Genomic DNA, 25,224 nt, shown 5'->3' on the forward strand with positions numbered 1-25,224 from the left:
GGGCCGGTCCCTCTATGGCCGAAAGCCGGGGGCGCGGCAACTGGCGCTTTTTGCCAATGCGTCCTAAACCGGGAGGCTGACATGGATGTGACGGAGTGGCTGATGGACGCCTTCGAGATCGTGGGAGCGGAGCGCCCCTCGCGCTGGCTGGTGACCTGCGACCATGCCTCGAACCGCGTGCCGCCCGAGGTGGCGGGGGGCGATCTGGGCCTGCCGCCCGCCGAGATGGAGCGGCACATCGCCTATGACGTGGGCGCGGCCGGCGTGGCCAGGGCGCTGGCCGAGCGGCTGGACGGGCCGTGCGTGCTTTCCACCTTCTCGCGGCTGGTGATCGATCCGAACCGGGGCGAGAAGGACCCGACGCTGGTGATGCGCCTCTATGACGGGACGATCATCCCCGCCAACCGGCATGTGGATTCGGCCGAGGTCGAGCGGCGGCTCGAGACGCTCCATCGGCCCTATCACGCGGCGCTGGCCCGGCTGGCGGCGCGGCGGGCGGATACGGTGATCGTGGCGATCCATTCCTTCACGCCGCGGCTGCAGGGCAGGGGGCCGCGGCCCTGGCATGTGGGCATCCTGCATTCGCCGCTGAACGACCGCTTCAGTCGGGCGCTGATCGAGAGGCTGCGGGCCGAACCCGATCTCTGCGTGGGCGACAACCAGCCCTATCTCGGCCATCTGCCGGGGGATTCCATCGACCGGCACGCCCTGCAGCGCGGCCGTCTGAACACGCTGATCGAGCTGCGCCACGACCTGATCCGGCACGAGGCCGAGCAGGCGGGCTGGGCCGAAAGGCTGGCGCCGATCCTCGAGGAGGTGCTCGCCGCCTGCCCGGAATGAGAACGGGCGGCCCCTGGCCGCCCGCACGGTTCCGCTGGCAGGGGCGCCGCTCAGACGGCGGCCTTCAGGCTTTCCTCGAGGTAGAGTTCGCGCAGGCGGGCGGCCACGGGGCCCGGCGTGCCGGTGCCCACCGCCTTGCCGTCGATCTCGACCACCGGCAGCACGAACGCCGAGGCCGAGGTGAAGAAGGCCTCGTCGGCGCCTTGCGCCTCCTCGATGGTGAAGGGGCGCTCCTCGACCTCCATCTGCGCCTCGCGCGCGAAGCGGACGACGGCGGCGCGCGTGATCCCGTGCAGGATGTCGTTGGACAGGTCGCGGGTGACGATCTTGCCGCCCTTCACGATATAGACGTTGTTCGAGGTGCCTTCGGTCACGAACCCGTCCTCGACGAACCAGGCGTCATCGACATGGGCCTTCTTCGCCGCCATCTTGGCCATCGACGGATAGAGCAGCTGCACCGTCTTGATGTCGCGCCGGCCCCAGCGGATGTCGGGGATCGAGATGACCTTGATGCCGACCCGGGCGACCGGATTGGCGGCGAGGCCCGGCTTCGACTGGGTGAAGAGCACCACGGTCGGCTTCGTGTCGGCCGGCGGGAAGGCGAAGTCGCGGTCGCCGGGATTGCCGCGGGTGATCTGGAGATAGACCATCCCCTCCTCGATCCCGTTGCGCGCCACCAGTTCACGGTGAACCTCGAGCAGCTCCTCGGTGCTCATGGGAGTGGCCATCTCCAGCTCGTTCAGCGAGCGTTCGAGGCGCGCGGCATGGCCGGCAAAGTCGATCAGCTTGCCGCCGAGGACCGAGGTGACCTCATAGACGCCGTCGGCCATCAGGAAGCCCCGGTCGAAGATCGAGACGGTGGCTTCTTCCTCGGGGAGATACTCCCCGTTCACATAGACGGTGCGGCTCATGTTCAACCCCAGAGTTCGGCGGATGGAGGATGGATGCCGGCCTCGTCGAAGACGAGCGGCTGCTCGCGGTCTTCTGCCAGAAGCAGAGGGCCGTCAAGATCGACGTAAGACGCACCCTGCGCAACAAGCGTGGCCGGCGCCATCGCAAGCGAGCTGCCCACCATGCAGCCGACCATCAGCCCGTAGCCCTCGGCCTGCGCCGCCTCACGCAGCGCCAGCGCCTCGGTCAGCCCGCCGGTCTTGTCGAGCTTGATGTTGATCACGTCATACTTGCCCTTGAGGCCGGGCAGCGAGTGGCGGTCGTGGCAGGATTCGTCGGCGCAGACCGGCAGCGGGCGGGCGATCTCGGCCAGCAGCTCGTCCTGATCGGCCGGCAGCGGCTGTTCGACCAGCGCGACGCCCAGGCGCAGCAGATGCGGGGCGAGGTCGGAATAGACATCCGCGGTCCAGCCCTCGTTGGCATCCACGATGATCCGCGTCGCAGGAGCGCCGCGGCGCACCGCCTCGAGCCGGGGCATGTCGTCGGGCGTGCCGAGCTTGATCTTCAGGAGCGGCCGGTGCGCGTTCCGCGCCGCCGCGGCCTGCATCTTCTCGGGCGTGTCGAGCGAGAGGGTGAAGGCCGTGACCTGCGGCTGCGGCGCAGGCAGGCCCAGAAGCTGCCAGACGCGCTTGCCGGAATCCTTCGCCTCGAGATCCCAGAGCGCGCAATCCACCGCGTTCCGCGCAGCACCCGCGGGCAGCAGCGACTGGAGATCGGCCCGCGTCAGGTTCTCGGGCAGGGTGGCGATCTGGGCGGCGACGCTGTCCAGCGTCTCGCCGTAGCGGGCGTAGGGGACACATTCGCCCCGCCCGCTGAGGCCCTCGCGCGTGACCGTGACGGTCAGCACATGCGCCTCGGTGCGCGAGCCGCGCGAGATGGTGAAGGTTTCCGCGAGCCGGAAGCTCTCGGGGGTGACGGTGATCATGGCGGCTCCTCCGGCCGTGCGTGTCCAGGGCTGCGGGCGGACCCGCAGGCGGGGCGGGCCGCGGACCGGCCGGGACGGGCCCGGCCGGCGCAGGCCCTGCGGAAGCGGAGGCTACACGGCCATCAGCGCATCGACCAGACGACCGGCGCCATGACGGAAGGGATCGACGGTCGGCAGGCCGGTGCGGGCCTCGACCTCGGCGCAATAGGCCCGCGCCTCCTCGTCCGAGAGGGCCTGGGTGTTGATCGAGCAGCCGACCGCCACGCAGGCGGGATTGGCCACCCGCGCCATGGCGAGCGCCGCGTCCCGCACCTGCTCGATCGAGGGCAGGGTGTAGTCGGGCAGGCCGCGCATGTGGGTCCGCGTCGGCTCGTGGCAGATGATTAGCGCATCGGGCTGCCCGCCGTGGATCAGGGCCAGCGTGACGCCCGAGTAGCTGACATGGAAGAGCGAGCCCTGGCCCTCGATCAGGTCCCAGTGGTCGGCGTCGTTGTCGGGCGTGAGATATTCGATCGAGCCCGCCATGAAATCCGCGATCACCGCGTCGAGCGGCACGCCGTCGCCGGTGATGAGGATGCCGGTCTGGCCCGTCGCGCGGAAGCTGCACTTCAGCCCGCGCTCGCGCATTTCGCGGTCGATGCAGAGCGCCGTGTACATCTTGCCGATCGAGCAGTCGGTGCCCACGGCCAGCATCCGCTTGCCGCTGCGCTTGCGGCCGTTGGCGATCGGATAATCCACCTCCGGCACGCGCACGTCATGCAGAGCCCGTCCAGTGGCGCGGGCGACGGCGGCCAGATCCTCTTCGTCGCGCAGGAGGTTGTGCAGGCCCGAGGCGAGGTCGAACCCTTCCTCGAGTGCCGCGATCAGCACCTTCTTCCAGGCCTGCGAGATCACGCCGCCGCGGTTGGCCACGCCGATCACCAGCGTCCTGCAGCCCGCCGCCTTCGCCTCGGCCAGCGTCATGTCCGGCAGGCCCATGTCGGCCTTGCACCCTTCCATCCGGTATTGCCCCACCGCGAACTCGGGGCGCCAGTCCTTGATGCCCTGCGCCACCTTGGCGGCCAGGGCGTCCGGCGCATCGCCGAGAAAGAGAAGGTAGGGTGTCTGGATCATGTCGGGCATCCTTGAAAGTGTCCTCGGGATCATGCGCGGCATTCTTGCGAATTGCATCGCAATTCATCCCTCGTGAGGCAACATGTGAACAAGATTGTTCGGCCAGAAGGCGTATTGGCCGAAGAATGACGCGCCACTGATCGGTTTGGCGCAATCTCTGATCCGCCGGCCGGAGTTTTCTGCAACCGCGAAACGGACTTGCGCTGCGCAGCGCAATATAATAACCAATCTCGCCAGAGAGATGAAACTTCATTGCCGAGAGATCCGATGAGCTTCCGACTTCAGCCTCCGCCGCCCGCCCGTCCGAACCGCTGCCAGCTGTTCGGTCCCGGCTCGCGGCCCGCCCTGTTCGAGAAGATGGCGGCCTCGGCGGCGGACGTCATAAATCTCGATCTGGAAGATTCGGTTGCGCCCGACGACAAGCCTCAGGCCCGCCTGAACATCATCGAGGCGATCAACACGCTCGACTGGGGAAGGAAATATCTCTCGGTGCGGATCAACGGGCTCGACACGCCCTTCTGGTACCGCGACGTGGTGGACCTGCTCGAGCAGGCGGGCGATCGGCTCGACCAGATCATGATCCCCAAGGTGGGCTGCGCCGCGGACGTCTATGCCGTCGATGCGCTGGTGACGGCGGTCGAGCGAGCCAAAGGCCGCACGAACCCCGTCAGCTTCGAGGTGATCATCGAATCGGCCGCCGGCATCGCCCATGTCGAGGAGATCGCCGCCGCGTCTCCGCGGTTGCAGGCCATGAGCCTGGGCGCCGCCGATTTCGCCGCTTCGATGGGAATGCAGACCACTGGTATCGGTGGGACGCAGGAAAACTACTACATGTTGCATGAGGGGCAGAAGCACTGGTCCGATCCGTGGCACTGGGCGCAGGCGGCCATCGTGGCGGCCTGCCGCACGCACGGGATCCTGCCAGTGGATGGCCCCTTCGGCGACTTCTCGGACGATGAGGGCTTCCGCGCCCAGGCGCGCCGCTCGGCCACCCTTGGCATGGTGGGCAAGTGGGCGATCCACCCCAAGCAGGTGGCTCTGGCGAACGAGGTATTCACCCCCTCCGACAAGGCGGTAGCCGAGGCGCGCGAGATCCTCGCCGCGATGGAAGCCGCCAAGGCGCGCGGGGAAGGAGCGACGGTTTACAAGGGAAGACTTGTTGACATCGCGTCCATCAAACAGGCAGAAGTGATCGTAAGGCAGGCGGAAATGATCTCAGCCTGAGCCATACCGGAGCTGCGGTGAGTTGGGAGGCAAGCCGCAGCAAATCGGGAGGACGCACGCCCCGGACCCCGGTCCGGGGCGTTGCTGTGTTCAGAGCAGCGGCACGCAGATCTCGGTGACCAGTTCGTTCGACGGCGTATCCATCGCCGCGTTGCGGTAGATCTCGATCACCGGCCCCTCGGTCTGCAACTCGCCGGCGGCGGGCAGCCATTCGTCGAAGAGGTAGCGGTAGGCATTGGCAAGGCCCGAGTAGGGCCCGGTGTAGCGCAGGACCGCATGGCGCCCGCCGGCCAGGCGCAGCTCCTCGAGCGGGGCGGCGATGGGCATCGTCTCGGGCACCTGGATCGCGGCATGGCTGTGCAGCGCGCCCGGGGGCGTGGAGACGGGATTGTCCCAGTAGATGCCGATCATGCAGCCGGCCTGCGACAGCAGGCCCCGCTCCTCGAGGATCTGGCAGGTCTGGCCGAAGGTGCAGCCGATCTCCTCGAACGCGCCGGCATGGCGCAGGGCAGCGAGGCGGCGAGGGGTCTTTTCACGGATATGCACGGGGTACATGGCCTTGGCTCCTCAACTCGTCACGGACACCGGCCCATGTTGGCCCATTTCGCGGCCCTCGCTCGTGTGGCATCTTGACCGGCCCGCGCGTCAAAGCCCCTGCTGCGGCGTCGGTGCACCGGCTGCCTGTGTCGCAGCCTCCCGGTCCTCATGTTGCATTTGCCCCCGCCCGGCTGCATATACCGTGCCGGTCCGCACGGAGTGTCCGCGATGAACTATCTCGAATTCGAAAAGCCTCTCTCCGAGATCGAGGGCAAGGCCGAGGAGCTGCGCGCGCTCGCGCGGGGCAACAAGGAGATGGACGTCGAGAAGGAGGCGGCGGCGCTCGACCGCAAGGCCGAGGCGCTGCTGAAGGACCTCTACAAGGATCTGACGCCCTGGCGGAAGTGCCAGGTCGCGCGCCACCCCGACCGTCCGCACTGCAAGGACTATATCGAGGGGCTCTTCACCGAATACATGCCGCTCGCCGGGGATCGGAACTTTGCCGACGATCATGCGATCATGGGCGGGCTCGCACGGTTCAACGACAACCCGGTGGTGGTGATCGGGCAGGAGAAGGGCCACGACACCAAGACCCGGATCGAGCGCAACTTCGGCATGGCCCGCCCCGAGGGCTATCGCAAGGCGATCCGCCTGATGGATCTCGCCCACCGGTTCCGTCTGCCGGTGATCACGCTGGTGGACACGCCCGGCGCCTATCCCGGCAAGGGCGCCGAAGAACGCGGACAGGCCGAGGCCATCGCGCGCGCCACGCAGAAATGTCTGGAAATCGGCGTGCCCCTGGTGACGGTGGTGATCGGTGAGGGCGGCTCGGGCGGGGCGGTGGCGCTGGCCACGGCGAACCGGATCGCGATGCTGGAACATTCGGTCTATTCGGTGATCTCGCCCGAGGGCTGCGCCTCGATCCTGTGGAAGGACGCCGAGAAGATGCGCGAAGCGGCCGAGGCGCTGCGCCTGACCGCGCAGGACCTGCACAAGCTGGGCGTGATCGACCGGATCATCAAGGAGCCGCTGGGCGGCGCGCAACGCGGCCGGCGCGAGACGGTCGAGGCCGTGGGCAAGGCCATCGAGATGATGCTGAAGGAGCTGGTGGGCCGCAAGCCCGAGTGGCTGATCAAGGACCGCCGCAACAAGTTCCTCGACATGGGGTCGAAGGGCCTCGCGGCTTGAGTCCCTGGCTTCTGGTGCTGGTTGCGGGCCTGCTCGAGACCGGCTGGGCGCTGGGCCTGAAATACTCCGATGGCTTCACCCGCCCGCTGCCGAGCGTGCTGACCGTCGCCGGCGCGCTGGCGAGCTTCTGGCTTCTGAGTCTGGCCATGAAGAGCCTGCCCGTCGGCACGGCCTACGCGGTCTGGGTGGGCATCGGCGTCGTGGGAACGGCGCTCCTCGCCATGGCGCTGTTCGGCGAGCCCGCCTCTCCGCTCCGGCTCGCGGGGATCGCGCTCATCGTGGCGGGGATCGTGGCGCTCAAGCTCGCCTGAGGCGGCGGCTGGTTTCCGACAATTCGATGCACTGGGGGCCGGGGCAGCAACCTTCCCGAAACTTCCCCCTGCGAGCTTTCGCCGCGGAAGCGGAGGCTTGGAATGTTCACAAAGGTCTGGAACGGGCGCAGGTTCACCTTCCGGTGGGTACCGGAAGAGGATGAGGCCGCCGCGCAGGCCGAGGGGCTCTTTCCCGATGAGGCGCGGGTTCTGACCGACCGGGGCCTTCGCGCGGTCGGCGCCCTTTGTCCGGGGGATCTGCTGTGGTGCCGCGGAAGGCGCTACCTGCCGCTCAAGGCGCTGGAGCGTCGGGTCCTGCAACCCGAACTTCTGGGGGACCCGCGCCTCTGGCCGGTTCGGATTGCAGCCGGCGCGCTGGGCCCGGATGTGCCGTCAGCCGCGCTGCTGGTGCTGCCGGATCAACGTCTTGTCCTCTCCGGCCGTCGGCAGGAGGGCGCGCGTCCGCAGGAGGCGCTCGTCCCCGCGGTGGCATTGGTCACTGGCCGCGGTGTCACGCAACGCCAGCCCGAGAGGCCCGTGGCGACCACGCGCCTCGTGCTCGATGACGGGGCGGCCCTGCTGGTCGAGAACCTGCTCTGCGCCTCGGCGCGGCGTCGCATCCTCTTCGGCTGCGAGCCGCTGTTCCGCGGCAGGCCGTCGGCCGAACGTCAGGGGGTGCCCGGCCCCTGATCCGGCTGCGCCGCGCCGTTCGCCCTGTCACGAGCGGGTGAGACGCTGGAACCCGGCCCGATGCGGCCCGTTGCCGGGGCGAAACCGACAGGGAGACGTCACGATGAAGCGCCTGATGCCACTTGCCCTTCTGCTCGCCCCCGCAACCGCTCTCGCGCAACCGGTGGAGCAGGGGCCCGCCAGTACCGACTTCGAGCCGGCGTTCGAGAACCAGACCCGAGCCCCGGCCCTGCCCGAGACCGAGGTGGAGGCCCGGAGCTTCGTCGGCGGGCTGGAACATCCCTGGGGCATTGCCACGCTGCCCGAGGGCGGTTGGCTGGTGACCGAGCGGCCGGGGCGGCTCAGGGTGGTCTCGGCCGACGGCGACCTGTCCGATCCGGTCTCGGGCCTGCCCGAGGTGGATGCGCGCCGACAGGGCGGGCTGCTGGACGTGGCCGTGGGGCCCGACTTCGCCAATGACCGCAGGATCTACTGGACCTACGCCAAGTCGGTCGAGGGCGGCACCGTCACGGCCGCCGCCCGCGGCGTCCTCTCGGACGATCTCACCGAGGTGACCGAGGTCGAGGACATCTTCGTGCAGGAGCCTCCTTCGGCGGCCGCCATGCACTACGGCTCGCGCATCGTCTTTGACGGCGAGGGTCATGCCTTCATCACCACGGGCGAACATTCCATCGAGGCCGAGCGGGACCGCGCGCAGGATCTGGGCACAAGCTACGGCAAGGTGATCCGCGTCGCGCTGGACGGCTCGGTGCCCGAGGGCAATCCGTTCGCCGAGGGCGAGGGGCTCGAGACGATCTGGACCTACGGTCACCGCAACATCCAGAGCGCCGATTTCGCCCCCGACGGGCGGCTCTGGATCATCGAGCACGGCCCCAAGGGCGGAGACGAGCTCAATCTGATCGAGGCGGGCGCCAACTACGGCTGGCCGGAGGTGAGCTATGGCGTGAACTATGACGGCACGCCCGTCGGCACGGGCGAGCCGCGCGGCGAGGGCTTCACCGAACCCGCCTACTACTGGGATCCCGTGATCGCGCCTGCGGGCATGGTCTTCTACCAGGGCTCGGCGTTCGAGGGGTGGCAGGGCAACCTGCTGGTCAGCTCGCTCAGCCCCGGCGGGCTCGTGCGGCTCGAGATCGACGGAGACCGGGTGGCCGGAGAGGAGCACCTGCTGCGTGACGTTGGCCGTGTGCGCGACGTGGAGGAGACCGCCGAGGGCGAGCTTCTGCTGCTGATCGATGCCGCTGACGGCGAGATCCTCCGCGTGACGCCCGCCACGCCGGAGGGCTGAGGTCTCAGTCGAAGGTGCCCGAGGCGCGGCTGATCAGCATGAAGGCGCGGGCGGTGCGGGTCTCGGCCATCTCGGCTAAGTCGCCGTCGCTGGCGGTGGCGGCGAACTGCGACACCGTCCGGTCGAAGGCGCGCAGGAAATGGTGGGCCGCGTCGCGGAAGACGGGATCCTCGCGCATCTTCCCCGTCACGGAGGCCAGCGCATCCTTGTCGTGGATGCCACCCAGATCCGAGATGGCGCGCCCCCGCTCTCCTTCGGCGAAGCGGCGCCAGATCTCGGGGCGGGCCCGGTCGGGGGCGAGATCCTCCATGAAGAGGCCGATCTGGCTCAGCAGCGTCAGCACATCCTGCGCCGCGCGGATGAGCTTGGCCGAGGCCGGATCCTCGAGCGCGCGGCGCAGGGCGCGGAAGCCCGCCCGGTCCTCGGCGCTCTCGGGGAAGTTCATCGCCCGCACCAGATCGGCCATGGTGAGCGCCGCGCGCTTGCGGGGCCCGCCCAGCTCGAGCGCCGGCTGGTGCTCAACCGGGGCCGAAGCCGGGGCAGGCTCCTCGGGCGGGAAGAGCGCGGACAGCTGCATCTCGAAATGGTGCTGCGCCACGGCCAGTTCCTCGACCCGCTTTTCGAGGGCCACGCGGGCGGCCCCGCCCTGCTGGCTCACGAGGTGGGCCTTGCGCATCGCATCGACCGCACTCGCCATCCGCTCGTTCTCGGCCCGCAACTGGCGGATGATGCGCAGGAACTGCACCATCGCCACCGTCAGGACCAGCGGCAGCAGCACGGCGAGAATGGCGAGAACATGGGCGAAGACGCTCTCCCCGCCGCGGAAGATCAGGTGGAGCGCGACCGAGAAGGTCCAGAGCAGGCCCGCGCCCGCCACGCCCGCCTCGAGCGGCGAGAGCGCGGCCAGCCGCTCGCGGGCGTAGAACCCCAGATCGACGGGCTTGTCCTGCGGCTCGGCCATGGCGCCCTCGTCAGACGAACCGGACCGAGACCACCTCGTACCCGCGCTCCCCGCCGGGCGTCTTGACCTCGATCGAGTCGCCCTCGTCCTTGCCGATCAGCGCGCGGGCGAGCGGCGACTTGATGTTGAGCAGACCGTTCTCGATGTCGGCCTCGGCCTCGCCGACGATCTGGTAGGTCTTCTCCTCCTCGGTCTCCTCGTCGAGGATCGTCACCGTCGCGCCGAACTTGATCGAGCCCGACAGCCGGGCCGGATCAATCACCTCGGCCAGCGACAGAAGGGCTTCCAGCTCCTTGATGCGGCCTTCGATGAAGCTCTGCTTCTCGCGGGCGGCGTGGTATTCGGCGTTTTCCGACAGGTCGCCGTGTTCGCGCGCCTCGGCGATCGCGCGGATGACGGCGGGGCGCTCCACGGTCTTCAGCAGCTTGAGTTCGTCGTCGAGCGCGGCGAAGCCTGCGCGGGTCATCGGGATCTTTTCCATCTGCCTTCACCAGAAAAACAGAAAGCCACGGCCCGGGCGGGGCCATGACCTTGCGCTTGCGTTCCCCTCACCTGATCCGATGGGGGCGACGATTGCAAGGGGGTCAATTCCCCGAGGGCGGAGCACCGCGCGTTCGCAGCATTTGTCGCGGTGACGCGGAGGGCGGATCGCCGCGTCACGATTGACCTTGCGCCATCCATGTTGCAGGAACGACGGACGTCTTGACAGCCGCTGCCATCCCAACAGCCTTTTCCAGCCGGACCGCAAGGCCCGCCAGAGGATCGCCTGATGACCGACCAGACCCCCCGCGAGCAGATGGAATATGATGTCGTCATCGTGGGGGGCGGTCCTGCAGGCCTGTCGGCGGCCATCCGTCTGAAGCAGCTCGACCCGGATCTGTCTGTCGTCCTGCTCGAGAAAGGGTCCGAGGTGGGCGCGCACATCCTCTCGGGGGCGGTGCTCGATCCGGTGGGGCTGAACGCGCTGATTCCCGACTGGAAGGAAAAGGGCGCGCCGCTGAACACGCCGGTGACCGAGGATCACTTCTTCGTCCTCACCCCCGCGGGCCAGACCATGCTGCCCTCGTGGCCGGTGCCCAAGCTGATGGACAACCACGGCAACTACGTCGTGTCGATGGGCAACGTCTGCCGCTGGCTGGCCACGCAGGCCGAGGAGCTGGGGGTGGAGATCTTCCCCGGCATGGCCTGCTCGGAGCTGGTCCATGGCGAGGCTGGCGAGGTTCGCGGCGTCGTGGCGGGCGAGTTCGGCAAGAACGCCGACGGCACGCCCGGCCCGAACTACGAGCCGGGGATGGAGCTTCTGGGCAAGTATGTGCTGCTGGCCGAAGGCGTGCGCGGCTCGCTCTCGAAGCAGGTGATGGCGAAGTTCGACCTGCGCAATGGCTATGGGCCGCAGAAATACGGCCTCGGCATGAAGGAGATCTGGGAGATCGACCCGGCCAAGCACAAGCCGGGCCGGATCTGGCACACGATGGGCTGGCCTCTGGGCAAGAATGCGGGCGGCGGGTCGTTCATCTACCACGCCGAGAACAATCAGGTCTTCATCGGCCTCGTCGTCCACCTGAACTACGAGAACCCCCACCTCTACCCCTATCAGGAGTTCCAGCGGTTCAAGCACCATCCGATGGTGGCCGAGCTGCTGAAGGGCGGCAAGCGGGTGGCCTACGGCGCGCGCGCCATCTCGGAGGGCGGCTTCCAGTCGCTGCCGAAGATGGTCTTTCCGGGCGGCGCGCTCCTGGGCTGCTCGGCGGGCATGGTCAACGTGCCGCGCATCAAGGGCAACCACAATGCGATGCTGTCGGGCAAGGCCGCGGCCGAGGCCGCCCATGCCGCGATCAAGGCCGGTCGTCAGGGCGACGAGCTGTCGGATTACGAGCAGCAGGTCCGCACCGGCCCGATCGGCAAGGATCTCTGGAAGGTCCGCAACGTCAAGCCGATCTGGTCGCATCTCGGGCTCTATGCCTCGATGGCGCTGGGCGGGCTCGACATGTGGACGAACAGCCTGTTCAACTTCTCGTTCTTCGGCACGATGAAGCATCACAAGAGCGATGCCGCCGACACCGGGCTCGCCAAGGACTTCGCGCCGATCGACTATCCCAAGCCCGACGGCGTCCTGTCCTTCGACCGGCTGACGAACGTGGCCTTCTCCTTCACCAACCACGAAGAGAGCCAGCCCGCGCATCTCAAGCTCCGCGATCCGTCGGTGCCGATCGCGGTCAACCTGCCAAAGTTCGCAGAGCCCGCGCAACGCTATTGCCCCGCCGGTGTCTATGAGGTGGTGAGCGAGGCCGGACGCGATCCGCGCTTCGTGATCAACTTCCAGAACTGCGTCCACTGCAAGACCTGCGACATCAAGGACCCCAGCCAGAACATCGACTGGGCGACGCCGCAGGGCGGGGATGGTCCCAACTATCCCAACATGTGAGCGTCTGACATTTGCGAGAGCAGCGCGGTTCCGCCCCTGCCTGCATTGCCTTGCCCCTGTGGCAAGACTAGCGTTGCCGGAAAGCGGAGGCGAGTGACGATGGCGAACATCCTGATGCGGCCGGTTCTGGCTCTGGCGCTGGCGGCGCTTCTGCCGGTGACGGCGCAGGGACAGCAACAGGATGCAGGGGCCTATCTCGCGGCCCGCGTCGCCGCGGCCAGCAGCGACTACCGCGCCGCCTCCGACTGGTTCACGCGCGCCCTCTCGGCCGATCCCAACAACCAGAGCCTGATCGAAGGCGCGCTGATCTCGGACTTTTCGCTGGGCGAGCTGGGCAAGGCCGTACCCCTGGCCTCGCGCCTCACCGAGGCGGGGGCCGGGTCGCAGGCGGCGGCCCTCGTGCTGCTTGCGGACCGCGCGGGCCGCGAAGACTATCAGGCGATCCTCACCGCGGATGCGACCGGGCTCGGTCCGCTCGTGGACCGGCTGGCTCTTGCCTGGGCGGCCTTCGGCGCGGGACGCATGTCCGAGGCGCTCGAAGCCTTCGACGAGCTTGCGACGGCGCAGGGGCTTCAGGCCTTCGGTCTCTATCACAAGGCGCTTGCGCTGGCCGCGGCGGGCGACTTCGAGGGCGCGGACGAGATCCTCTCGGGGCGCGACGGCAACGCTCTGCGCGTCATGCGCCGGGGCTCGATCGCCCACGCGCAGATCCTGAGCCAGCTCGACCGCAACGCCGATGCGGTGGCCATGCTTAAGCGGAGCTTCGGGACCGACGCCGACGCCGGCATCGACGCGCTCGAGGCGCGCCTTCTGGCCGGCGAGACCTTGCCTTACGATGTGGCGCGCAACGCCACCGAAGGGATGGCCGAGATCTTCTTCACCCTCGCGGGCGCCCTCAGCGGCGAGGTGGATGACGGCTCGACCCTGCTCTATGCCCGCACGGCGACCTTCCTGCGGCCCGACCATACCGAGGCCCTGCTGCTCTCGGCGCAGATCCTCGACAATCAGGGCCAGCACCAGCTCGCCTCCGAGACCTACGCGCGCATTCCCACCTCGGACCCGATGTTCTTCGTGGCCGAGATCGGCCGCGCCGAGGCGCTCCGGGCCGATGGCAAGACCGAGGCCGCGCTCGAGGTGCTGCAGGCGATCGCGCGCAGCCGGTCGGATCTCATGCAGGTCCATCTCGCGCTCGGCGATGCGCTGCGCCGTGAGGAACGCTACGCCGATGCGGTGGCGGCCTATGACGCCGCCATTGCCCGCGTCGCCACGCCCGAGCGGCAGCACTGGCCGCTCTTCTACAGCCGCGGCATCTGCCACGAGCGGCTGTCGCACTGGACCGAGGCCGAGGCCGACTTCCGCAAGGCCCTCGCGCTCAACCCCGATGAGCCGCAGGTGCTGAACTACCTCGGTTATTCCTTCGTGGACCGGGGCGAGAACCTCGAGGAGGCGCTCTCGATGATCGAGCGCGCCGTCGCCGCGCGCCCCGAAAGCGGCTACATCATCGACAGCCTCGCCTGGGCCTATTTCCGTCTGGGCCGCTATCAGGAGGCGGTCGCGCCGATGGAGAAGGCCTCGCTCCTCGAGCCGGTCGATCCGATCGTCACCGATCACCTCGGTGATGTCTATTGGGCCGTCGGGCGCAAGCTCGAGGCCCGTTTCCAGTGGCGCCGCGCGCTCTCCTTCGACCCGGAGGAAAAGGAGGCGCAACGCATCCGCCGCAAGCTCGAGGTCGGCCTCGATGCGCTGCTGGCGGAGGAAGGCGCAAAACCCTTGTCCGTAGCCGTAAGAGCGAATGACTGAAGCCTTTGCCCGCGCCAAGATCAACCTGACCCTGCATGTCACCGGCCAGCGGCCGGACGGCTACCATCTCCTCGATTCGCTTGTGGTCTTTGCCGATGTGGGCGACCGGGTGCGGGCCGAGCCGGCCGAGGCGCTCAGCCTGACCAGCACGGGCCCGCAGGCCGCGAACCTGCCGGTCTCGGACGACAACCTTGTTCTGCGAGCCGCGCGCGCGATGGGCGGGCAGGGCGCGCGGATCACGCTCGAAAAGCACCTGCCGGTGGCCTCGGGGATTGGGGGAGGGTCGGCCGATGCGGCCGCCACGCTGAAGACGCTGGCCGAGCTTTGGCAGCTGCCCCTGCCCGACGCCGGTGTGGTGCTCGGGCTCGGGGCGGATGTGCCCGTCTGCCTCGAGGGGCGGGCCGTGCGCATGGCCGGCGTGGGCGAGATCCTCGAGCCGCTCTCGGCGTCGCTGCCGCCGGCCTGGCTGGTGCTCGCCAACCCCGGCGTTTCGGTGCCGACGCCGCCGGTCTTCAAGGCCCTCGCCCGCCGGGACAACCCTCCGATGCCCGAGAGACTGCCCGGCTGGGGTTCCGCCGAAGAGCTTGCGGCCTTCCTCGCGGCCATGCGCAACGACCTCGAGGCGCCGGCCATCGCGCTGGCCCCCGAGGTCGCCGAGACCGGTGCCGCGCTGGCGGCCGAGCCCGGCTGCCTGATCGCGCGCATGTCGGGCTCCGGCGCCACCTGCTTCGGCCTCTTTGCCGAGGAGCGCCCGGCCCGTGCCGCGGCCGAGGCGCTGCGGGCCGCGCATCCGGGCTGGTGGATCGAGCCCGCACGCATGATGGGCTGAAAAAAGGCGCCCCGAGGGGCGCCTTTGCGGTCTGCGGCCAGCGCCGTCGGTCAGGCGATGCGCTCGACCACGAACTCCGCAAGGTCGTGCAGCATGTCGCGCAACGGATGCTCGGGCAGCTGCGTGAGCGACTCGCGCGCCACCGCGACCCAATGCAGCGCGTCCTGCCGCGCGGCCTCCATCGCGCCGTGCCGCGCCATGATCGCATGGGCCTGCGCAAGATCGCCCTCGCGCTGGTCGCCCTTCTCGATCACGCGCTGCCAGAAGGCGCGCTCTTCGGCATCGGCCTTGGCCACGGCCTTGATGACGGGCAGGGTCAGCTTGCGCTCGCGGAAGTCGTCGCCGGTGTTCTTGCCGATCTGGGCATCCGCGCCGCCGTAGTCGAGCAGGTCATCGACGATCTGGAAGGCGATCCCCAGCGCGTCGCCATAGGCGTGAAGCGCCGCAACCTGCGCCTCGGGCACGCCCGCGACCACGCCGCCGACCTCGGTCGCCGCGGCGAACAGCGCCGCCGTCTTGCCGCGCACCACCTGCAGGTAGATGTCCTCGGTCGTGCGCAGGTCCTGCGCCGCGGTCAGCTGCAGAACCTCGCCTTCCGAGATCGTGGCCGAGGCATTGGCGAGGATGTCCATGACCCGAAGCGAGCCGGTCTCGACCATCAGCTGGAAGCTGCGCGCAAACAGATAGTCGCCGACCAGCACCGAGGACTTGTTGTCCCACAGGAGGTTGGCCGTGGGCTTGCCGCGCCGGCGGTGGCTTTCGTCCACCACGTCGTCATGCAGGAGCGTCGCCGTGTGGATGAACTCGACCGTCGCCGCCAGATGGACGTGATAGGGGCCGTCATAGCCGCACATCCGCGCGGCGGCCAGCGTCAGCAGCGGCCGCAGCCGCTTGCCGCCGGCCTCCACCAGATGCGCCGTCACCTCGGGGATGCGGGGCGCGTGCTTCGAGGCCATCCGTTCGCGGATCAGCCCGTTGACGGCGGCCATGTCCCCGGCCAGCCACGCTGCGAGCCGTTCATGCGGCTTTTGCGAAACCTCGTCCAATCCCATCCCGATCCTGCAACCTGCTCGACAAATTGAAGCGTTGCCGACAATGTTCCCAACATGAAGGAACTGTTACGCTCGACCGATCCGACGATCATCGCCTTCGCCACCGCGCTCCTTCAGGGCGAGGATATAGACGCCTTTCCCGTGGACGTCCACATGAGCGTCCTCGAAGGCTCGATCGGCATATTGCCGCGGCGGCTGTTTGTCCCGGAGGAAGACTGGGCCCGGGCCTGCCGCGTGATGGCCGACAACGGCATCCCCACGACCCCCTGATGTTCGCCCCGGACGAGTTGACCGACGACGGATTCCTCGGCGGGCGCCTGAGGGTGCTGCAGCCCCGGCGCGGCTATCGGGCGGCGACCGATCCGGTATTCCTGGCCGCCGCGGTGCCGGCCCGGCCGGGGCAGAGCGTGCTGGAGCTTGGCTGCGGGGCAGGGGTGGCGAGCCTCTGTCTTGCTGCCCGCGTGCCCGGCCTGCGCCTTGCGGGGCTGGAGGTGCAGCCCGCCTATGCCGAATTGGCGCGCGGGAACGCTGCGCGCAACGGCGTGGCGCTCGAGGTGGTCGAGGGCGATCTGGCGGCGATGCCGCCCGTCCTGCGCCGCAGCTTCGACCATGTGATCGCGAACCCGCCCTACTACCCCGCGGGCGGCGGCACCGGGGCCGCCGACCCCGGCCGCGAGCGCGCGATGCGCGAAGAGACGCCGCTTGCGCTCTGGATCGAGGCGGCGGTGCGCCGGCTGGCCCCCCGCGGCATTCTGTCGCTCATCTTCGGGGCTGATCGCCTGCCGGATGCGCTCTCGGCCCTCGATGCGCGCATGGGCTCAACCGCCGTGCTGCCGTTGCAGGCACGCGAGGGGCGCACGGCGAAAAGGGTGATCCTTCAATCCCGCAAGGGCGGCAGGGCCCCGTTCCGCCTGTTGCCCCCCTTCCTGCTGCACGAAGGTGCCTGCCATGACGGCGATGGCGAGAGCTTTACCCCCGCGGCCGCCCATATCCTGCGCAACGGAGGCGATTTCCCGTTCAGGTTGATCTGAGCGGTTGCGAGGATCCGCCAAGAGGCCCGAGTTCGCGTGACACGACTCGTCCTTTGTGATGAACTCATGACACTCGGATCATGCACAGGAGGACGAGAATGACTGTCGCTTCGCATCTGCAGGAACTGCGCCGCAGGCACGAGACTCTGTCGGAAAGCGTGGAGAAAGCCCAGCGAAACCCCGCCATCGACGCCCTGAAGATCTCCGAGATGAAGAAACAGAAGCTGAAGCTTAAAGAGGAAATCTCCCGTCTGTCGCAGGCGTGCTGAGTGCGTGGCGCCGGTCTTCGGGTCCGGTGCCCCTTTCCCCTCCGGCGCGGGGTGCTTCAGCCGCCGGTTGATCCCGACCTGAGGAAATGAAAAGCCGCGCAGGAGGACCTGCGCGGCTTGCGCCGTTCTGCGGCGGGCTCAGGTGAAATACTGGCCGCCGTTGGCCGTGATGGTCGAGCCGGTGATGAAGCCCGCATCGTCCGAGGCCAGGAAGACCACGCAGCGGGCGATCTCCTCGGGCTCGCCGAGGCGACCCACCGGGATCTGCGGAATGATGCGCTCGTTCAGCACCTTCTCGTCGATGGCGCGGACCATCTCGGTCCCGATGTAGCCCGGGCAGATCGCGTTGACGGTGATCCCGGCACGCGCGCCTTCCTGCGCCAGCGCCTTGGTGAAGCCGAGGTCGCCGGCCTTGGCGGCCGAATAGTTGGCCTGGCCGGCCTGACCCTTCTGCCCGTTGATCGACGAGATGTTGATGATCCGGCCGAACTTGCGGTCGCGCATGCCGGACCAGACCGGATGGGTCATGTTGAAGAGGCCCGAGAGGTTGGTGTCGATCACCTCTTTCCACTGCTCGCGCGTCATCTTGTGGAACATCGAGTCGCGCGTGATCCCGGCGTTGTTCACTAGAACCGCAACGGGCCCGAGCTCGGCCTCGACCTTGGCGATGCCCTCGGCGCAGGCGTCGTAATCGGCCACCGACCACTTGTAGGTCTTGATGCCGGTTTCGGCGGTGAACTTCTGCGCGGCCTCGTCATTGCCCGCGTAGTTCGCGGCGACGGTGTAGCCCGCGTTCTTCAGAGCGAGCGAGATGGCGGCACCAATCCCCCGCGAACCCCCGGTAACCAGAGCGACTTTCGACATGATTCCTCCTCAGCAGATCTGCCCGTGAAAGACTGTTATCGTTTGAAGCTCAGAGACGCAATTAAATTGCGCCTCCGTTTTCTGCATCTGCGAAGGGATCAGGGGCGTTCGAGGCACATGGCGACGCCCATGCCGCCGCCGATGCAGAGCGTGGCGAGGCCCTTCCTGGCGTCGCGCCGCTTCATCTCGAACAGGAGCGTGTTCAGCACGCGCGCACCGCTCGCGCCGATCGGGTGACCGATGGCGATGGCGCCGCCGTTCACGTTCACGATGGACGGATCCCAGCCCATGTCCTTGTTCACCGCACAGGCCTGCGCGGCGAAGGCCTCGTTGGCCTCGACCAGATCGAGGTCGCCGACCTTCCAGCCCGCCTTCTCCAGCGCCTTGCGGCTGGCGTGGATCGGGCCCACGCCCATGATCGACGGATCAAGCCCCGCCGTGGCGTACGAGGCGATGCGGGCCAGCGGCGTCAGGCCCCGCTTCTCGGCCTCGTCGGCGCTCATCACCAGCACGGCGGCCGCGCCGTCGTTGATGCCCGAGGCGTTGGCCGCGGTCACGGTGCCGTCCTTGATGAAGGCGGGGCGCAGCTTGGTCATCCCGTCGAGCGTCGCGCCGTGGCGGATGTATTCGTCGGCGTCCACCGTCACGTCGCCCTTGCGGGTCTTGATGGTGAAGGCCACGATCTCGTCGGCGAACTTGCCCGCCTTCTGGGCGGCCTCGGCCTTGTTCTGGCTGGCCAGCGCGAACTCATCCTGCATGTCGCGGCTGATCTGCCATTTCGCGGCGACGTTCTCGGCGGTCTGGCCCATGTGATAGCCGTTGAAGGCGTCCCACAGCCCGTCCTTGATCATCGAGTCGATGAAGTTCAGATCCCCCATCTTCTGGCCGGCGCGCAGATGCGCGACATGGGGCGAGAGGCTCATGTTCTCCTGCCCGCCCGCCACGACGATCGAGGCGTCGCCAAGCTGCACATGCTGGGCGGCCAGCGCCACCGCGCGCAGACCCGAACCGCAGACCTGGTTGATGCTCCAGGCCGCGCTCTCTTGCGGCAGGCCGGCCTTGATGTGGGCCTGACGGGCCGGGTTCTGGCCCTGGCCGGCCGTCAGCACCTGGCCGAGGATCGTCTCGCTCACTTCGGACTTGTCGATACCGGCGCGGGCGACCACGGCCTCGATCACGGCGGCGCCGAGATCATGGGCCGGCGTGTTGGCGAAGGCTCCGTTGAAGCTGCCGACGGCCGTGCGCGCCGCCGACACGATTACCACGTTGGTCATGTCCTATCCTCTCCCTTGAGCCGGTGTCGGCAGAGGGCATTCTCCGCCGCTGTGCAGAAAACGGGTAAGCACCGGAGGGCCATTGCGCAAGATGTTTGCGCTGCCGGGCGCCAAGGACCGGCCGGGGCGGGGGTCAGGCGATCAGGCGCGTGCCCGCGGGCGCCCACGCAGGCTGGGTGCAGGGTCTGCCGAAGAGGTAGCCCTGCAGGCCATCCACACCGGCCGCGCGGAGCCACTCGGCCTCCTCGGCGGTTTCGACGGATTCGGCCACCGTGAGCATGTCGAAGTGCCGCCCGACCGACAGCATGGCCAGGGTCAGCACCTGGTTGTCGGGATCGCGGTGGATGTTGCGGATGAACTGGCCGTCGATCTTGATGATGTCGAAGAAGAAGTCCTTGAGATAGCGGAAGGCGGTGAAGCCTGCCCCGAAGTCGTCGAGGGCGAACGCGATGCCTGCGCGCTGCAACTCGTCCATGAAGGGCACGACAAGCTCTGGCACCTGCATGGCCGAGCTTTCCGTGATCTCCAGGATCAGCCGCGGCCCGAGGCTCGGCTCGGCGCGCAGGGCGCCCTGCAGGATCTGCATCCAGCGGGTGTGGCCGATCGAGCGCGCCGACATGTTGACCGAGAGCCTGAGCGCCGGATTGCGCGCGAGGACGGCCAGACCCCTCTCGAGCGACGCGCAGTCGATGAGCCGACCGAGTTCCAGCGTCTCGACGGCCGACATGAAGTCGCGAGCCGGGACGATGCGGCCCGTCTCGTCCAGAACCCGGATCAGCCCTTCGTGAAAGACGGCGCGTGCCGGCTCGGACGCCACCACGACGGGCTGCCAGGCCATCATGAGCCGGTCGGCCCGCAGGGCCTGTTCCACCATCCGCAGGGTGTGCCTCTCGATCTCGTCCGTTGCGAGATCAAGCGGTTCGCCCGGCGAAGCCGCATCCAGCTTGCGTTCCTGTGTCATCCCGGCGCCCAACCCCATGCGAAATCCGATGACAGATTGCAGCCACAACCGTAAAGGAAACGTTCAGACACCCAATTCTATCATTCGGATATGAACCCCATACGCTGCCCCTGGTGCGGACAGGATCCGCTTTACACCGCCTATCATGACACGGAATGGGGCGTTCCCGAGTGGAACTCCCGCGCGCTTTGGGAGAAACTCATCCTCGACGGCTTTCAGGCGGGCCTCGCGTGGATTACCATTCTGAGAAAAAGAGAGGCGTTCCGAGACGCCTTCGAAGGGTTCGATCCTCTCACGATCGCCTCCTGGGGCGAGGCCGAGGTGGCGCGGCTGCTGGGCGATGCGGGCATCGTGCGCCATCGTGGCAAGATCGAGGCCACCATCGGCAACGCCCGCGCCTTTCTTGCGGTCGAAGAGAAGACGGGGTTCTCGGACTTCCTCTGGAAGCATGTGGACGGGCGGCCGGTGCAGAACCGTTTCGCCACCATGGCCGAGATCCCGACCGAGACGGCCGCCGCGCGCGCCATGTCGAAGGAGCTGAGGGCCAACGGCTTCCGGTTCTGCGGGGCGACCATCACCTATGCCTTCATGCAGGCCACCGGCATGGTGAACGACCATCTCGTGAGTTGCGCGGCGCATGACCGCTGCGCCCGGCTGGCCGAGGCCTGAAGGGCGTCAGGGACGCGGCGAGGCCGCCCGGCGCAGCCGGTCGTTGATCGCGCGGCCCAGCCCCCGCTCGGGCACCGGGGCGACGGCGATCGGCCGGCCCAGCCGGTCGGCCTGCCGCAAGAGATGGAAGAGGTTGGCCGCCGCCTCGACGAGGTCGCCGCCGGGCGAGAGGTTCAGCGGACCGCCCGTGCGCCCGAAGCCGATCCAGGTTTCGTCCGGCCCGGCTTCGGTCGCGCCCAGCCGCACGGGCGCGTCGGGCGCATAGTGCGAGGAGAGCTGGCCCGGGGCCGATGGACGCTCGGCATCGCCGCCCGTCATCAGCGGCTGGCCGGTGCAGTCCTCGAGCGCCTCGACGGGCAGCCCCCCGGGCCGGAGCAGGAGCGGCGGGTCCCCCGGCGCGACGATGGTCGATTCCACCCCCACCTCGCAGGCGCCGCCGTCGAGCACGGCCTCGATCCGCCCGGCCAGCCCTTCCAGCACATGTTCGGGACGGGTGGGGCTGACGCGGCCCGACGGGTTGGCCGAGGGCGCGGCCAGCGGGCCCCCGAAGGCGCGCATCAGCCGCTGGGCAAGCGGGTGGGCGGGCACCCGGATCGCCACCGTCGGAAGGCCCGCGGACACGAGGGGCGAGACCGGCTCGCCCTCGAGCGGCAGGACGAGGGTCAGGGGGCCGGGCCAGAAGGTCCCGGCCAGCCGCAGCGCCTCGGGGTCGAACCGGGCGTAACGGCGGGCGGCCTCCAGATCCGGCACATGGACGATCAGCGGGTTGAACTGCGGCCGGCCCTTCGCCTCGAAGATGCGCGCCACGGCCCGGTCGTTGCGCGCATCGCCCGCGAGGCCATAGACCGTCTCGGTCGGCAGCGCCACGAGCCCGCCCCCGGCCAGGATCCGGGCGGCTTCGGCCACACCTTCGGGCGTGGCGGGCAGAAGGCGGGTGTCAATCATCGCGTGACGCAGCGTTCGAGCTTGAGGATGGAGGCGCGTAAGGTAGGCTTCGGGCTGACTTAGACCCGTCCGGCGCCTTTGCCAAGGCAGCCCCTCCCGGAGGACCCAATGCCCTATCGCGCCCCCCTGGCAGACTACCGCTTCCTTCTGGGCCATGTGGTCGGCCTCGATCAGGTGGCCGCGACGGAGCGGTTTGCCGAGGCGACGCCCGAAACGGTCGAGGCGGTGCTGACCGAGGCGGGCAAGCTCTGCGAGGAGGTGCTGGCGCCGCTGCAGCGGCCGGGCGACATGCATCCCGCGCGGCTCGAGAACGGGGTCGTGCGCACCTCACCGGGCTACGCCGAGGGCTACCGCGCCATCGCCGAGGGCGGCTGGGTCGGCATCGCGGCCGATCCCGCGCACGGCGGGATGGGCCTGCCCATGACGGTGACGACGGCGGTGAACGAGATGATGTCGGCGGCCTGCCTGTCGCTGCAGCTGAACCCGCTGCTGACGCAGGGCCAGATCGAGGCGCTCGAGCACCACGCCTCGGACGAGCTGAAGGCGCTCTATCTGCCGAAACTCATCTCGGGCGAGTGGAGCGGCACCATGAACCTGACCGAGCCGCAGGCGGGCTCGGACGTGGGGGCCGTTCGGACGCGGGCGGAGCCGCTGGCGGACGGGACCTATGCGATCACCGGCCAGAAGATCTACATCACCTGGGGCGACACCGACTTCAACGCGAACGTCTGCCATCTGGTGCTGGCGCGCCTGCCGGACGCCGAGCCCGGCACGCGCGGGATCAGCCTCTTCCTCGTGCCGAAATTCCTGCCCGACGCTGACGGCAATCCGGGGCCCCGCAACGCGGTCTCGGTGGTGAGCCTCGAGGAGAAGCTGGGCCTGCATGGCTCGCCCACGGCGGTGATGGACTACGCCGAAGCGAAGGGTTGGCTGGTGGGGGCGCCGCACAAGGGGATGGCCGCCATGTTCACCATGATGAACAACGCCCGCCTGGGAGTGGGGGCGCAAGGCGTGGGCGTGGCCGAGGCCGCGACTCAGGCCGCCGTGGCCTACGCGATGGAGCGGCGGCAGGGCGGGCAGGGCACCATCATCGGCCACGCCGACGTGCGGCGGATGCTGGCGGTGATGCGCGCCGAGACCTTCTCGGCCCGCGCCATCGCGCTGGCCTGTGCGGTGGCGATCGACATGGGCCGCGCGACGGGTCAGGTCGAGTGGCAGGCGCGGGCGGCGCTGCTGACGCCGATCGCCAAGGCCTACGGCACCGACGTGGGGATCGAGGTCGCCTCGATGGGCGTGCAGGTCCACGGCGGCACGGGGTTCATCGAGGGCACCGGCGCGGCGCAGTTCCTGCGCGACGTGCGGGTGACGGCGATCTACGAGGGCACGAACGGCATCCAGGCGATGGACCTCGTGGGGCGCAAGATGATGGACGGCGGCGAGGCCGCCTTCCGCCTGCTGCAGGAGATCGAGGACGCGGCCGAGACCGCGCGCCACACGCGGCCGGAGCTTGCCAACGATGTCTGGGCCGCGACCGAGGCGCTGCGCGAGGCGACCGAACTGCTGGTGGGGCAGGAGATGCAGGACCGTTTCGCCGGCGCGGTCCCCTACCTGCGCGCCTTCGCCCGCGTGCTGGGCGCGCATTATCACCTGACCGCCGCCGTGGCCGATCCCGCGCGCGAGCCGCTGGCGCGGGTGGCGATCCGCAGGCTTCTGCCCGAACATGCGGCGCTGCTGGCGCAGGTGCGCGAGGGGGCGGCGGGTCTCTACGCGCTCTCGCCCGAGGATCTTGCGGCGTGACCTGCCAGATCCGCACGCCCTTCGGAAACCCTCCCGAAGAGGGCGCCGCCATTCCGCTGGCCGAGGGGGTGTTCTGGCTGCGCCTGCCGCTGCCGATGCAACTCGACCATGTGAATGTCTTTGCGCTGGATGATGGCGACGGCTGGACGCTGGTGGATACCGGCTTCGACAGCCGGCGGGGCCGCGCGATCTGGGAACGCCTGATGGCGGGGCCGCTGGGCGGGCGGCCGGTCCGGCGGGTGATCGTGACCCATTACCATCCCGATCATGTGGGCCTCGCCGGCTGGTTCCAGTCGATGGGGGCCGAGCTTGTGACGACCCGCACCTCGTGGCTTTACGCGCGGATGCTGGTGCTGGATGTGCAGCCGGTGCCCGCGGCCGAGACGCTGGATTTCTGGCGCGGCGCAGGCATGCCGCCCGCCATGCTGGCCGAGCGCGCGGCCGAGCGTCCCTTCAACTTCTCCGACATGGTGGCGCCGCTGCCGCTGGGCTTCACCCGCATCGTCGAAGGCTCGGAACTCGTGGCGGGCGGGCGGCGCTGGCGGGTGCGGATCGGGCACGGCCACGCGCCCGAACATGCCACGCTCTGGAGCCTCGACGACGATCTCGTGCTGGGCGGCGACCAGCTTCTGCCGGGGATCTCGGCCAACATCGGGGTCTATGCCTCCGAGCCCGAGGCCGATCCGCTGGCCGACTGGCTCGATTCCTGCCGGGCCTTCCAGACGCATGCGGAGTCGCGGCATCTGGTCCTGCCCGGTCACAAGCTGCCCTTCACGGGCCTGCCGCTCCGCCTGCGCCAGATGATCGAGAACCACGAGGGCGCGCTCGACCGGCTGCGCGCGCATCTCGTGGAACCTCGGACGGCCGTTCAGTGTTTTGTGCCGTTGTTCGGGCGCGAGCTCACCGGCACCGCCTACGGGATGGGGCTGGTCGAGGCGGTGGCGCATCTGAACCACCTCTGGCACCGCGGAGAGGCGGTGCGCAGGCGCGGGCCGGACGGCGCGTGGATCTGGCAGCGGGCGGGGAACTGACCGCCGTCCGATCCGCCGCCCCAGGGCCCGAACCGCGTGACAGAAGCGAGGAAGTCGGATAGATGGCGAAAGACAACAAGGGAACCGGACCGATGGCAGATCACACGCACCCCGCGCACGGGCATGTGCCCGGCACGATGGACATCCGCGAGCAGCAGAAGACCTTTGCGGCCTTCATCCGCATGGTCTCGTGGGGCGCGGTCATCATCGTCGCCGTGCTGATCTTCCTCGCTCTCGCCAACGTCTGAC

At 68.8% G+C, this 25,224-nt stretch carries 27 protein-coding genes; 16 read left to right on the plus strand and 11 right to left on the minus strand.

The features are described 5' to 3' along the window. Positions 1 to 102: 102 nt before the first annotated feature. The gene (locus FG154_RS04740) at positions 103 to 840 is read left to right on the plus strand and encodes an N-formylglutamate amidohydrolase (protein ID WP_145104881.1); all 738 of its coding nucleotides are present in this window, start codon (positions 103 to 105) and stop codon (positions 838 to 840) included. Positions 841 to 890: 50 nt separating this feature from the next. On the opposite strand, the gene FG154_RS04745 is transcribed toward FG154_RS04740, so the two are convergent. The 3 genes from FG154_RS04745 to dgcN all read right to left on the minus strand — a co-directional run bounded on the left by FG154_RS04745 (position 891) and on the right by dgcN (position 3,829). Then, a complete protein-coding gene (locus FG154_RS04745) occupies positions 891 to 1,751 on the minus strand; it encodes a D-amino-acid transaminase (RefSeq protein WP_145104792.1) in 861 nt (286 codons plus the stop codon). Between the two features lie 2 nt (positions 1,752 to 1,753). After that, entirely contained in the window at positions 1,754 to 2,716 is a 963-nt protein-coding gene (gene dgcA, locus FG154_RS04750; protein ID WP_145104794.1) for an N-acetyl-D-Glu racemase DgcA, read from the minus strand. Between the two features lie 111 nt (positions 2,717 to 2,827). Beyond that, positions 2,828 to 3,829 carry an N-acetyltransferase DgcN gene (gene dgcN, locus FG154_RS04755; protein ID WP_145104796.1) on the minus strand — a complete coding sequence of 334 codons (1,002 nt, stop codon included), beginning with the start codon at positions 3,827 to 3,829 and terminating at the stop codon, positions 2,828 to 2,830. A gap of 267 nt (positions 3,830 to 4,096) precedes the next feature. Between dgcN and FG154_RS04760 the strand changes: the two genes are divergently transcribed. Further along, positions 4,097 to 5,053 carry an L-malyl-CoA/beta-methylmalyl-CoA lyase gene (locus FG154_RS04760; RefSeq protein WP_145104798.1) on the plus strand — a complete coding sequence of 319 codons (957 nt, stop codon included), beginning with the start codon at positions 4,097 to 4,099 and terminating at the stop codon, positions 5,051 to 5,053. A gap of 90 nt (positions 5,054 to 5,143) precedes the next feature. Here the strand turns inward: FG154_RS04760 and FG154_RS04765 are convergent, their stop codons facing one another. Beyond that, positions 5,144 to 5,608 carry an AraC family transcriptional regulator gene (locus FG154_RS04765; protein ID WP_145104800.1) on the minus strand — a complete coding sequence of 155 codons (465 nt, stop codon included), beginning with the start codon at positions 5,606 to 5,608 and terminating at the stop codon, positions 5,144 to 5,146. A 210-nt stretch (positions 5,609 to 5,818) separates the two neighbouring features. Between FG154_RS04765 and FG154_RS04770 the strand changes: the two genes are divergently transcribed. The 4 genes from FG154_RS04770 to FG154_RS04785 all read left to right on the plus strand — a co-directional run bounded on the left by FG154_RS04770 (position 5,819) and on the right by FG154_RS04785 (position 9,067). After that, positions 5,819 to 6,778, plus strand: a complete 960-nt coding sequence (locus tag FG154_RS04770) for an acetyl-CoA carboxylase carboxyltransferase subunit alpha (protein ID WP_145104802.1) — start codon at positions 5,819 to 5,821, stop codon at positions 6,776 to 6,778. Further along, on the plus strand, positions 6,775 to 7,089 hold the full coding sequence (locus tag FG154_RS04775; RefSeq protein WP_145104804.1) for a DMT family transporter: 315 nt from the start codon (positions 6,775 to 6,777) through the stop codon (positions 7,087 to 7,089). Before FG154_RS04770 ends, FG154_RS04775 begins: the two co-directional genes overlap by 4 nt. Positions 7,090 to 7,191: 102 nt before the next feature. Beyond that, on the plus strand, positions 7,192 to 7,779 hold the full coding sequence (locus FG154_RS04780) for a Hint domain-containing protein (protein WP_145104806.1): 588 nt from the start codon (positions 7,192 to 7,194) through the stop codon (positions 7,777 to 7,779). 103 nt (positions 7,780 to 7,882) lie between these two features. Beyond that, entirely contained in the window at positions 7,883 to 9,067 is a 1,185-nt protein-coding gene (locus FG154_RS04785; RefSeq protein ID WP_145104808.1) for a PQQ-dependent sugar dehydrogenase, read from the plus strand. Between the two features lie 4 nt (positions 9,068 to 9,071). On the opposite strand, the gene FG154_RS04790 is transcribed toward FG154_RS04785, so the two are convergent. Together FG154_RS04790 and greA are read right to left on the minus strand one after the other, a co-directional pair. Then, positions 9,072 to 10,028 carry a hypothetical protein gene (locus FG154_RS04790; protein ID WP_145104810.1) on the minus strand — a complete coding sequence of 319 codons (957 nt, stop codon included), beginning with the start codon at positions 10,026 to 10,028 and terminating at the stop codon, positions 9,072 to 9,074. A gap of 10 nt (positions 10,029 to 10,038) precedes the next feature. Continuing rightward, on the minus strand, positions 10,039 to 10,509 hold the full coding sequence (gene greA, locus FG154_RS04795; protein ID WP_011909432.1) for a transcription elongation factor GreA: 471 nt from the start codon (positions 10,507 to 10,509) through the stop codon (positions 10,039 to 10,041). Between the two features lie 288 nt (positions 10,510 to 10,797). Here greA and FG154_RS04805 point away from each other — a divergent pair, with 288 nt between their 5' ends. The 3 genes from FG154_RS04805 (at position 10,798) to FG154_RS04815 (ending at position 15,082) form a co-directional block, all read left to right on the plus strand. Further along, positions 10,798 to 12,453, plus strand: coding sequence for an electron transfer flavoprotein-ubiquinone oxidoreductase (locus FG154_RS04805; RefSeq protein ID WP_145104814.1), 1,656 nt, complete (start codon positions 10,798 to 10,800; stop codon positions 12,451 to 12,453). A gap of 99 nt (positions 12,454 to 12,552) precedes the next feature. After that, complete coding sequence (locus FG154_RS04810; RefSeq protein ID WP_145104816.1) at positions 12,553 to 14,253, plus strand: tetratricopeptide repeat protein; 1,701 nt, start codon at positions 12,553 to 12,555, stop codon at positions 14,251 to 14,253. Then, entirely contained in the window at positions 14,246 to 15,082 is an 837-nt protein-coding gene (locus tag FG154_RS04815) for a 4-(cytidine 5'-diphospho)-2-C-methyl-D-erythritol kinase (RefSeq protein ID WP_145104818.1), read from the plus strand. The genes FG154_RS04810 and FG154_RS04815 overlap by 8 nt, the downstream gene beginning before the upstream one ends. Positions 15,083 to 15,132: 50 nt before the next feature. Here FG154_RS04815 and FG154_RS04820 read toward each other — a convergent pair whose 3' ends face one another. Continuing rightward, complete coding sequence (locus FG154_RS04820; RefSeq protein WP_145104820.1) at positions 15,133 to 16,134, minus strand: polyprenyl synthetase family protein; 1,002 nt, start codon at positions 16,132 to 16,134, stop codon at positions 15,133 to 15,135. Between the two features lie 54 nt (positions 16,135 to 16,188). On the opposite strand from FG154_RS04820, the gene FG154_RS04825 reads away from it, so the two are divergent. From FG154_RS04825 to FG154_RS04835, 3 genes are all read left to right on the plus strand, one after another. Beyond that, on the plus strand, positions 16,189 to 16,404 hold the full coding sequence (locus tag FG154_RS04825) for a putative signal transducing protein (RefSeq protein WP_145104822.1): 216 nt from the start codon (positions 16,189 to 16,191) through the stop codon (positions 16,402 to 16,404). Next, complete coding sequence (locus tag FG154_RS04830; protein ID WP_145104824.1) at positions 16,404 to 17,165, plus strand: tRNA1(Val) (adenine(37)-N6)-methyltransferase; 762 nt, start codon at positions 16,404 to 16,406, stop codon at positions 17,163 to 17,165. Before FG154_RS04825 ends, FG154_RS04830 begins: the two co-directional genes overlap by 1 nt. Positions 17,166 to 17,263: 98 nt before the next feature. Then, positions 17,264 to 17,434, plus strand: a complete 171-nt coding sequence (locus FG154_RS04835) for a YdcH family protein (protein ID WP_145104826.1) — start codon at positions 17,264 to 17,266, stop codon at positions 17,432 to 17,434. A 138-nt stretch (positions 17,435 to 17,572) separates the two neighbouring features. Here the strand turns inward: FG154_RS04835 and phbB are convergent, their stop codons facing one another. The 3 genes from phbB to FG154_RS04850 all read right to left on the minus strand — a co-directional run bounded on the left by phbB (position 17,573) and on the right by FG154_RS04850 (position 20,533). Then, positions 17,573 to 18,298 carry a beta-ketoacyl-ACP reductase gene (gene phbB / locus FG154_RS04840; protein ID WP_145104828.1) on the minus strand — a complete coding sequence of 242 codons (726 nt, stop codon included), beginning with the start codon at positions 18,296 to 18,298 and terminating at the stop codon, positions 17,573 to 17,575. A gap of 98 nt (positions 18,299 to 18,396) precedes the next feature. After that, positions 18,397 to 19,572, minus strand: a complete 1,176-nt coding sequence (locus tag FG154_RS04845; RefSeq protein WP_145104830.1) for an acetyl-CoA C-acetyltransferase — start codon at positions 19,570 to 19,572, stop codon at positions 18,397 to 18,399. A gap of 133 nt (positions 19,573 to 19,705) precedes the next feature. Continuing rightward, the gene (locus FG154_RS04850; protein ID WP_145104832.1) at positions 19,706 to 20,533 is read right to left on the minus strand and encodes an EAL domain-containing protein; all 828 of its coding nucleotides are present in this window, start codon (positions 20,531 to 20,533) and stop codon (positions 19,706 to 19,708) included. Positions 20,534 to 20,623: 90 nt separating this feature from the next. Between FG154_RS04850 and FG154_RS04855 the strand changes: the two genes are divergently transcribed. Then, on the plus strand, positions 20,624 to 21,202 hold the full coding sequence (locus tag FG154_RS04855; protein WP_145104834.1) for a DNA-3-methyladenine glycosylase I: 579 nt from the start codon (positions 20,624 to 20,626) through the stop codon (positions 21,200 to 21,202). 6 nt (positions 21,203 to 21,208) lie between these two features. Here FG154_RS04855 and FG154_RS04860 read toward each other — a convergent pair whose 3' ends face one another. Then, positions 21,209 to 22,147, minus strand: a complete 939-nt coding sequence (locus FG154_RS04860) for an L-threonylcarbamoyladenylate synthase (protein WP_145104836.1) — start codon at positions 22,145 to 22,147, stop codon at positions 21,209 to 21,211. A 108-nt stretch (positions 22,148 to 22,255) separates the two neighbouring features. On the opposite strand from FG154_RS04860, the gene FG154_RS04865 reads away from it, so the two are divergent. The 3 genes from FG154_RS04865 (at position 22,256) to FG154_RS04875 (ending at position 25,223) form a co-directional block, all read left to right on the plus strand. Beyond that, positions 22,256 to 23,944, plus strand: coding sequence for an acyl-CoA dehydrogenase (locus tag FG154_RS04865; RefSeq protein WP_145104838.1), 1,689 nt, complete (start codon positions 22,256 to 22,258; stop codon positions 23,942 to 23,944). Then, entirely contained in the window at positions 23,941 to 24,975 is a 1,035-nt protein-coding gene (locus tag FG154_RS04870) for an MBL fold metallo-hydrolase (protein WP_145104840.1), read from the plus strand. The genes FG154_RS04865 and FG154_RS04870 overlap by 4 nt, the downstream gene beginning before the upstream one ends. Before the next feature lie 62 nt (positions 24,976 to 25,037). Beyond that, entirely contained in the window at positions 25,038 to 25,223 is a 186-nt protein-coding gene (locus tag FG154_RS04875; protein WP_011909418.1) for an aa3-type cytochrome c oxidase subunit IV, read from the plus strand. The last annotated feature ends 1 nt before the right edge of the window (position 25,224 follow it).

The organism is Cereibacter sediminicola, assembly GCF_007668225.1.
Classification (GTDB): domain Bacteria; phylum Pseudomonadota; class Alphaproteobacteria; order Rhodobacterales; family Rhodobacteraceae; genus Cereibacter_A; species Cereibacter_A azotoformans.

What these genes read in the sequence shown, in the direction of transcription:
- FG154_RS04740 (WP_145104881.1), top strand. Translation starts at nt 103, where the DNA reads ATGGACGCCTTCGAGATCGTGGGAGCGGAGCGCCCCTCGCGCTGGCTG.
- FG154_RS04745 (WP_145104792.1), bottom strand. Translation starts at nt 1,751, where the DNA reads ATGAGCCGCACCGTCTATGTGAACGGGGAGTATCTCCCCGAGGAAGAA.
- dgcA (WP_145104794.1), bottom strand. Translation starts at nt 2,716, where the DNA reads ATGATCACCGTCACCCCCGAGAGCTTCCGGCTCGCGGAAACCTTCACC.
- dgcN (WP_145104796.1), bottom strand. Translation starts at nt 3,829, where the DNA reads ATGATCCAGACACCCTACCTTCTCTTTCTCGGCGATGCGCCGGACGCC.
- FG154_RS04760 (WP_145104798.1), top strand. Translation starts at nt 4,097, where the DNA reads ATGAGCTTCCGACTTCAGCCTCCGCCGCCCGCCCGTCCGAACCGCTGC.
- FG154_RS04765 (WP_145104800.1), bottom strand. Translation starts at nt 5,608, where the DNA reads ATGTACCCCGTGCATATCCGTGAAAAGACCCCTCGCCGCCTCGCTGCC.
- FG154_RS04770 (WP_145104802.1), top strand. Translation starts at nt 5,819, where the DNA reads ATGAACTATCTCGAATTCGAAAAGCCTCTCTCCGAGATCGAGGGCAAG.
- FG154_RS04780 (WP_145104806.1), top strand. Translation starts at nt 7,192, where the DNA reads ATGTTCACAAAGGTCTGGAACGGGCGCAGGTTCACCTTCCGGTGGGTA.
- FG154_RS04785 (WP_145104808.1), top strand. Translation starts at nt 7,883, where the DNA reads ATGAAGCGCCTGATGCCACTTGCCCTTCTGCTCGCCCCCGCAACCGCT.
- FG154_RS04790 (WP_145104810.1), bottom strand. Translation starts at nt 10,028, where the DNA reads ATGGCCGAGCCGCAGGACAAGCCCGTCGATCTGGGGTTCTACGCCCGC.
- greA (WP_011909432.1), bottom strand. Translation starts at nt 10,509, where the DNA reads ATGGAAAAGATCCCGATGACCCGCGCAGGCTTCGCCGCGCTCGACGAC.
- FG154_RS04805 (WP_145104814.1), top strand. Translation starts at nt 10,798, where the DNA reads ATGACCGACCAGACCCCCCGCGAGCAGATGGAATATGATGTCGTCATC.
- FG154_RS04810 (WP_145104816.1), top strand. Translation starts at nt 12,553, where the DNA reads ATGGCGAACATCCTGATGCGGCCGGTTCTGGCTCTGGCGCTGGCGGCG.
- FG154_RS04815 (WP_145104818.1), top strand. Translation starts at nt 14,246, where the DNA reads ATGACTGAAGCCTTTGCCCGCGCCAAGATCAACCTGACCCTGCATGTC.
- FG154_RS04820 (WP_145104820.1), bottom strand. Translation starts at nt 16,134, where the DNA reads ATGGGATTGGACGAGGTTTCGCAAAAGCCGCATGAACGGCTCGCAGCG.
- FG154_RS04825 (WP_145104822.1), top strand. Translation starts at nt 16,189, where the DNA reads ATGAAGGAACTGTTACGCTCGACCGATCCGACGATCATCGCCTTCGCC.
- FG154_RS04830 (WP_145104824.1), top strand. Translation starts at nt 16,404, where the DNA reads ATGTTCGCCCCGGACGAGTTGACCGACGACGGATTCCTCGGCGGGCGC.
- FG154_RS04835 (WP_145104826.1), top strand. Translation starts at nt 17,264, where the DNA reads ATGACTGTCGCTTCGCATCTGCAGGAACTGCGCCGCAGGCACGAGACT.
- phbB (WP_145104828.1), bottom strand. Translation starts at nt 18,298, where the DNA reads ATGTCGAAAGTCGCTCTGGTTACCGGGGGTTCGCGGGGGATTGGTGCC.
- FG154_RS04845 (WP_145104830.1), bottom strand. Translation starts at nt 19,572, where the DNA reads ATGACCAACGTGGTAATCGTGTCGGCGGCGCGCACGGCCGTCGGCAGC.
- FG154_RS04850 (WP_145104832.1), bottom strand. Translation starts at nt 20,533, where the DNA reads ATGACACAGGAACGCAAGCTGGATGCGGCTTCGCCGGGCGAACCGCTT.
- FG154_RS04855 (WP_145104834.1), top strand. Translation starts at nt 20,624, where the DNA reads ATGAACCCCATACGCTGCCCCTGGTGCGGACAGGATCCGCTTTACACC.
- FG154_RS04860 (WP_145104836.1), bottom strand. Translation starts at nt 22,147, where the DNA reads ATGATTGACACCCGCCTTCTGCCCGCCACGCCCGAAGGTGTGGCCGAA.
- FG154_RS04865 (WP_145104838.1), top strand. Translation starts at nt 22,256, where the DNA reads ATGCCCTATCGCGCCCCCCTGGCAGACTACCGCTTCCTTCTGGGCCAT.
- FG154_RS04875 (WP_011909418.1), top strand. Translation starts at nt 25,038, where the DNA reads ATGGCGAAAGACAACAAGGGAACCGGACCGATGGCAGATCACACGCAC.